The sequence below is a fragment of the Mesorhizobium delmotii genome (assembly GCF_900149755.1).
In the GTDB taxonomy this organism is placed as follows: Bacteria; Pseudomonadota; Alphaproteobacteria; order Rhizobiales; family Rhizobiaceae; genus Mesorhizobium; species Mesorhizobium delmotii.
This window is the reverse complement of the sequence record NZ_FUIG01000092.1, coordinates 186811-193609: the sequence shown is the minus strand read 5'-3', so window position 1 is coordinate 193609 and position 6799 is coordinate 186811. Positions and strand designations below refer to the sequence as shown.

General features: G+C 60.1%; 7 protein-coding genes and 1 pseudogene. 3 read left to right on the top strand and 5 right to left on the bottom strand.

What is annotated here, in order from left to right:
* Window positions 1–394: 394 nt before the first annotated feature.
* Both BQ8482_RS35420 and BQ8482_RS35415 read right to left on the bottom strand, forming a co-directional pair.
* The gene (locus BQ8482_RS35420) at window positions 395–715 is read right to left on the bottom strand and encodes a hypothetical protein (protein ID WP_133254894.1); all 321 of its coding nucleotides are present in this window, start codon (window positions 713–715) and stop codon (window positions 395–397) included.
* Between the two features lie 297 nt (window positions 716–1012).
* Window positions 1013–1264 (bottom strand): hypothetical protein, encoded by a 252-nt coding sequence (locus BQ8482_RS35415; RefSeq protein ID WP_244603113.1) that lies wholly within the window; start codon window positions 1262–1264, stop codon window positions 1013–1015.
* 456 nt (window positions 1265–1720) lie between these two features.
* On the opposite strand from BQ8482_RS35415, the gene BQ8482_RS35410 reads away from it, so the two are divergent.
* Window positions 1721–2503 carry an SDR family NAD(P)-dependent oxidoreductase gene (locus tag BQ8482_RS35410; RefSeq protein ID WP_123151772.1) on the top strand — a complete coding sequence of 261 codons (783 nt, stop codon included), beginning with the start codon at window positions 1721–1723 and terminating at the stop codon, window positions 2501–2503.
* 137 nt (window positions 2504–2640) lie between these two features.
* Here BQ8482_RS35410 and BQ8482_RS35405 read toward each other — a convergent pair whose 3' ends face one another.
* A complete protein-coding gene (locus BQ8482_RS35405) occupies window positions 2641–3471 on the bottom strand; it encodes an ATP-dependent DNA ligase (protein WP_244603112.1) in 831 nt (276 codons plus the stop codon).
* Window positions 3472–3608: 137 nt separating this feature from the next.
* Here BQ8482_RS35405 and BQ8482_RS35400 point away from each other — a divergent pair, with 137 nt between their 5' ends.
* Window positions 3609–3797, top strand: coding sequence for a DUF3606 domain-containing protein (locus BQ8482_RS35400; RefSeq protein WP_123151770.1), 189 nt, complete (start codon window positions 3609–3611; stop codon window positions 3795–3797).
* Window positions 3798–4047: 250 nt separating this feature from the next.
* Here the strand turns inward: BQ8482_RS35400 and BQ8482_RS35395 are convergent, their stop codons facing one another.
* Together BQ8482_RS35395 and BQ8482_RS35390 are read right to left on the bottom strand one after the other, a co-directional pair.
* The gene (locus BQ8482_RS35395; protein WP_165848839.1) at window positions 4048–4503 is read right to left on the bottom strand and encodes a YybH family protein; all 456 of its coding nucleotides are present in this window, start codon (window positions 4501–4503) and stop codon (window positions 4048–4050) included.
* Window positions 4504–4977: 474 nt separating this feature from the next.
* Complete coding sequence (locus tag BQ8482_RS35390) at window positions 4978–5868, bottom strand: LysR family transcriptional regulator (protein WP_123151768.1); 891 nt, start codon at window positions 5866–5868, stop codon at window positions 4978–4980.
* Window positions 5869–5989: 121 nt separating this feature from the next.
* Between BQ8482_RS35390 and BQ8482_RS35385 the strand changes: the two are divergent.
* A pseudogene (locus tag BQ8482_RS35385) lies at window positions 5990–6707 on the top strand (SDR family oxidoreductase).
* Window positions 6708–6799 lie beyond the last annotated feature (92 nt).

Sequence of the window (6799 nt, the reverse complement as noted above, 5' to 3'; positions counted from 1 at the left end):
CTGTTCACCGTACCGGAACACGGGGACTCTGACGCCGCTGGTTGAAGCGACGCATTGGAGCTCCAAACCTCGCGTCAGCCGGGTTCGGCGGTCGCAATGGGCAACATGGTCGCCAAATGCCGCGAAGCTGCAGCCACAATCGGCAAAGGTTACAGTGAGAGCGAAGTGGTGGCTCAGATGTCCTCAGCCGATTCTGTCGCGGCGAAATTGTTGTCGGCAAATCGGTTTCTTCGCAGGACTGCCCCGCACGGCCGCCGTCCTTGCAGCACGCGATTCGATCGTCCTTGAAATCAGTCGTAATCATTTCGAGAAGGCGGCCGAGGCTTTGCCGAGTCTCAGAGAGGCGGTCACGACATTTCTGGCGCGCCGGTTTGCCACGCAATCTCCGAGTTCGTCACGTCTCCAGAAACTTGCCAGGATCCGAACGCTTGCCATCATTGCAGCCGGTGGCAGTCGCGTCGAAATGGTTCGTCCATTTTGCTTTGCCGCCGAACGATACGTGCTGCCGACCAACCGCTGACTGCAATAATCCGATGTCCTTTAGTCCGATCCCACCGAGACCGGCACCATCGAGATAGAACTTGTTCGCAATCAAAAAATGCGCGCGCAGAACTTGACGCGTGCTGATGTAACCTTCGGGCACACCCGATTCATGATCTAACTCGGCGAGGTGCCGGTCATACTCGGCTTGGAGTTCTGGTTCTAGCTGAAGCAATTTCTTTGATTCTTATTTCGCCGACCTCACCTAGCCGACAAAATGTCAATTTGCTACTTGCTGGATCGCGTAGGGAGTCTACGCCAAGCCAGACTGAGCGCATCGGCGGTCGCTGTCGGTGATGAGTTTCGTTGCCATACAAAACTGGGGGGGTTTCGAAGCGCTATTTCCCGGCCAACCGCATCCGTTCCGCCCGTTGCACCCGGCCCCGGTTGTTAACGCGCTACCGCGCCTGACCTGCCAGTCCGGCCGAGCCTATCGTGGGCCAACGTCCCCAAGCGCCGCCGAGCCGTGATGTCAAATCATTGAGTGTAGGATGGCCTGCATGTGCTCTTCCAGGTCGAGTTCGCCCCGCGCCTCAACAGTCAGCAGGTACTCGGCCTTGACCCGGCGGTCGCTTCGGCTGATCGCAGGAAAGGAGCAGATGGCCAGCAATGCTTGCTCTTCAATCCGGTCTGCCCTCTTGCGGTCGTGGCTGCTGCCCGCTCGATGAACAACCCTGTGGAGAGCGACGTAGGCGGTCTCATGGGCTTCGATCAGCGCCTGCAATTCGCGTGAGGTAGCTTCCCCTTCAGCAAACGTCGGTTCAGCGACCGCCGCTACGGCGGTGAATGCAAGAAGTGTACGGCGGGTGAGCTTGGGGCATGCCTCATATCCCTGTTGTCTGATCAGGCAGGCACACCATAGCACCAGCGCAACGGTTCGGAGAGGTGCTCTGGAACGCGATCACATTATCTGCTGACAAAAATGTATTCGCTCCCGCAGTTGCTCGCCTCGCCTAAGCATCGGGAACGCAGCAGGCGAGGAGAAGAAATAGTGCACTGTCACCATAATTTTGAGGAAGTCAGGTCTCGTCGTCGCTCAAAGGGCGCAGACAAAGCGCACTAGTTGTGAAAGTCTGACACTTGGCACTGGTGGACGGCAAGAAACAGACCATAGCCGGGGGGTGCCAATGGCTTTCCAGAGATACCAGGGTACAGTGCTCGAAACTGGCGGGGTGGTGTGATGTCGACCATACTTGTGACTGGGGCAACGGGTGGGATCGGGCAGGCAATTTGCGAACGGCTTGCGGCCGGTGGCGCTCGTCTGATTGTAGCGGCCCGCAATCAGGTGCGGCTTGAGTCGCTGGCTTCGACCCTGCCTGCACCAGCCGACGGTTCGCATGAAGCTATACCGGTTGATATGGCATCCGATGCCGCGTTGGGCGAGTTTGATCGACACCTCGCCACATCGGGCCTCAAGCTTGATGGGGTCGTTCTTATGCCGCCCCAACCGCATTCGTCCGCTGACCCTATGCCCGAGCCGGAGGTCTGGCGAACACTGTTTCAGACAAGCTTCGTTGGGCCGTTGTCCCTGTTGAAGTCGGCAATCGCTCGGATGGAACCGGCCCCTGAAGCAGGCCGTCGCTGCAAGGTCGTAATCATTTCCGGCATTTCTTCGGCTCAGGTTCTTAGCCACTACGCTACCGCAAACGTCATCCGCACCGCCTGGCTTGGAGAAGCGAAGACGCTTGCCTTTGCTCTGGGCGAAAGGGGTATTCATGTGAACACTCTTTCACTCGGTGGCACGCTGTCGCCCTGGTATCGGGATGCAATTGGCAGGCGAGCGCAGGACGCAGGCGTGACGTTTGAAGAAAGGATTGCGGTCGAGACCGACAATATCCCGCTCAAAAAGTATGGGACGCCGTCTGAAGTAGCCGTCGTCGTCGAGGGCTTGTTGTCGCCCCTCACTGATCACATGACAGGTTTGAACATTCTACACGATGGCGGCTTCACTCGGGCGTATTGAGGACGCCCTGAGCGCGATTGCGGGCTAACCTTCCATCTGGTCCGTGGTTTGCCTGATAGGCGGTTTATTTGCCGTGCAACGTCCTCTCTCAGCCTAAGCTGCTCCACGCGTGGGGTACCAAGGTCAGACTTTCACCGCTACTCCTCGTCACCGAAACCCAGCAGCGAGGCGTTGCGTATGTGGCTGTGGTCGCCGCGAAGATGCTTGATGCGCAGCTTCACCCCGGGCCTGACCCATTGTGTCCCTGGCCGTTTCTTCATCGCCTCGGGCGGCGGCCCGGCGTGCTCCCGAACCCGCTTCAACAGCCGCTCCTTCATGTCGCGGCCTAGGCTGACAAAGGCGGAACCGACATATTTCCCGGTGCCGGGCTGCGCCAAAAGGGCGAAGGCTGCGTTGCCAGGCTCGCGCTCGACGCCCAGCAGTTCGAATTCGTCGACCGTGAAACTCTTGGTCGTCAGCCAGTTGGAGGTCGGGCCGCTGCGATATTTGCTGTCGGGGCGCTTCGAGACAATTCCCTCAAGCTCGATCTGCTCGACGAGATAGAAGACCGACTGCGCGTCACCGGGCATGGCCTCGCTGAACTGGATCCGGCTGTTCGGCTTGATGATGCCGTAGAGAATTTCGCGGCGCGCCTTGCAGCCGATGTCGCGCAGATCATGGCCGTTCAGATGCATGATGTCGAATGCGCAGAGGTACATGCCATAGGGATTGTTGTGGACGGCGTTCTGGAGCGCGTTGAAGTCGGGCATACCGGCCTTGTCGGTGACGACCGCCTCGCCGTCGATGATGGCGTTCTTGACCTCAAGCTCGCCCGCGGCTTCCACGATGCCCAGATATTTACGCGTCCAGTCCTTACCGGTTTCGGTATAGACGCGGATATCCTCGGGGCCGTTGATAATGATCTGGGCGCGGTAGCCATCCAGCTTAATTTCGTGAATCCAGTCGTCGCCTTCAGGCGGCTTGGCCACCAGCTTGGGCTCCATTGGGGGGATGAACTCTAGCCGGCCGGTGCCGGCTCCTGCCCGCCTACGCATGGAACCTAGTCTAGGTCACCGGCGTATATTAGCCAGAGTTAACATAACGAAATTCAAAAAGGACGTGCGATATGGCAGACGACAAAACCAAACGCGACTTCCGTGACCGTAGCAAGATATCGGCGGACGATGATTATGAGGTGAACTTTTTCGCTCTGCAGAACAACATCAGGCCGGAGCAGGTGCGCGAACTGATCCGCAAGCACGGCAACGATCGGGCAACCCTGACCGAGGCCGCGAAGGCATTGCCGGCACAATGATGACCAAACTTTCAGACCTGAGGCCGCCGATCGCCGGCTGGTCGTTGGCTATTCCGTACGATAGGCAGAAAAAGCCCGCGCCCCGTGGAGGGGAAGAGGATGCGGGCTGATCGGAGGAACGATCCGACCTTGCAGCATGTCTGCACAGGAAATAATGCCGCGGAAGCCGAACTTTCTAAGCCTTTGTTCCAACGCAAAAAACCTGCCGCACCTTTCGCCAAGCCGGTCAATGAGGCCTGGATATCAATCCCTATTGGGCCGCGCCTAAATTCCAGATGTCCCGATGCAGGCGCCATGTCCTGTCGTCGCCCTTTTTCCAGACGACGATGTACTTGCCCGCAACGGTGGAGAGGGCGCCGTCTTTGCTCGGCACATCGAGCGTAAATGCGCCAACTTCGTAGGCGAGGTTCGCGCTCTCTTCCACTTCCAGCGCCTTCAGGGTGAGATTCTTCATCCCGCCTTTGATCGCGCCCTGCCAGAATTCTTCCACGCCCTTGCGGCCATCGACGCGCTTGCCGTCGGGCGGCAGCACCGCAGCGTCCTCGGTATACAATTGACCCACCGCCTCCGCGTTTCCGCTGTTGAAGGCGTCCGTGAATTTCGTCAGCGCCGCTTCGATGTCCTCGCGAGCCGACTGGGCGGCCGCAGACAATGCAGACGAAAGAAGCAGCACAGCAGCAAATGCAAATGACTTAACCAGTCTCATTTCGTCCTCCCTTTGCGTGATCGACATATCTATGAATAGCACGCCCAACCCGAGCGCGCCGCCGCGCCCGCTCAATCGGCCAGACCATGATTTATATTAGGCATATCTAAATCATGATTTACATTAGGCTTATCTAATATTATGGCGCGAGCGCCAGACGCTCTCAGCCCACAACCCCGATCGGCCCGCTTCCTCCGCCAGAGGCGCGCGCTTGGCTCAGCAAGGTCCCGACGCCGTTCAGCTTGGAACCGCAGGTATTCCCGAGACTGAGCGCGCCGTTTCGGCGGAGAAGACCACGAAAAAGAGTTCCGAGATTTTAGGTCATGTCCTCCCAAGCCGTTGCTGGCGGCCCGGCAGCCTATGGGGGTGACCGGCCAGCCACCGGGCCTGACCGGCTTGCGCCGGCTGACGAAAACATGCACTCACGCTAATGTAATTGCAACATCGACATGGTCGCCAAACTGGCGAAAGACGCTAGCCATGACGCCGTAGGTGATCGACAAGGGCGCGCAGCTTCGGCGCGACGTTGCGACGGCTCGGATAATAGAGGTAGAAGCCGGCAAAGCGCGGGCAATAGTCCTCGAGAACTGGCACCAGTTCGCCCCGATCGATCCACGGGCGAAAGCTCTCCTCCATGCCGAAGGTGATGCCAGCGCCGGCGATGGCCAGCTTTATCATCAACGCCATGTCGTTGGTCGTGATCTCCGGAGCAACGGCGACGCTGAACTCCTTGCCGTTCTCGGCGAATTCCCAACGATAGGGCGCGACCTTCGGCGCGCGGCGCCAGCCAATGCAGCGACGGCCGGCGAGCTCCCTCGGATGCGAAGGCGCCCCGAACCGATCGCGATAGGCCGGCGCGCAAACGGCCAGCTGCCGCTCGTCACCGGCGACAGGCATCGCGATCATGTCCTGCTCGATCACCTCGCCGAGCCTGACGCCGGCATCGTATCCCTCGGCGACGATATCGAATTCCTCGTCCGTCACCGTGATGTCGATCTGAACCTCCGGATGGGTTTCGGCAAAGGTCGCCAGGAATGGCCCTGAAAGAAATCGCTCGGCGATCGACGAGACGGCGAGCCGCAACTGCCCGCGCGGACGCCCGCGCAGGTCCCCGGTGGTCTCCATCGCGGCGCGCATGTCGGCAATGGCGGGCGCTATCTCGGCGTAGAGGCGTTCGCCAGCCTCGGTCAGGCTGACGCTTCGCGTCGTGCGCTGGACAAGAGCGATACCGAGCGTCTCTTCCAGGCGCTTCATCGTCTGGCTCACCGCCGAGCGGGTGACGCCCATGCGGTCCGCAGCCGCGCGAAAGCTCCGCTCCTCGGCGACGAGGGCGAACACCGCAAGCGCATTGAGATCCGGCTGCATTGGTTAGCTGTTCTTTCCATGCTGCGAACAAATGGGCGTCTTATCGCAACAGTGGAGCAGATCCATCTTCGTGGCAACCGCTGCATGGCGGTTCGCAAGATCAACCAGACGGAGACGAAACATGTCGCTCAACAAAGTTGTGCTCATCACCGGGGCTTCGAGCGGCATCGACGCCGCCATCGGCCGGGAGCTCAGTGCTGCCGGAGCAAAGGTCATGCTCGGTGCGCGCCGCACCAATCGGCTGGACACACTCGCAGAAGAGATCAGGGCAAACGGCGGGGAGGCAATGACACGCCGCCTGGACGTGACCGACCGCGCCGATGTCGCCGCCTTTGCCAAGACGGCGCCAGGCCTGGGGACGCGTCGACGCGATCGTCAATAATGCCGGCGTCATGCCGTTGTCGCTGATGGCGTCGATGAAGGTCGATGAGTGGGACCAAATGGTCGACGTCAACATCAAAGGCGTGCTCTACGGCATCGCCGCGGTGCTGCCGGAGATGACGGCCCGAGGCTCCGGCCATGTCGTCAACATCGCCTCCATCGGCGCGCTTTCGGTGTCGCCGACAGCCGCTGTCTATTGCGCGACCAAGTATGCGGTCCGCGCGATCTCCGATGGCTTGAGGCAGGAGCACGACAACATCACGTGCATCCATCCCGGCGTGGTCGAGAGCGAGCTCGCCGACACGATCACCGACCCGGTCGCGGCGGCAGCGATGAAGACCTATCGCGCCATTGCGCTGCAGCCCGGCGCCATCGGCCGTGCCGTGCGCTTCGCCATCGAACAGCCCGACGATGTCGACGTGAACGAGATCGTCATCCGGCCGACCGCCAGCAAGTAGGGAGGCGACAATGGGTTTTCGTTTTCACAGCTCGTATATAGCGCGATTGCCGTCGCGTTACTGCTCGGCGCGGTTCCGCAAACCGCCAAATC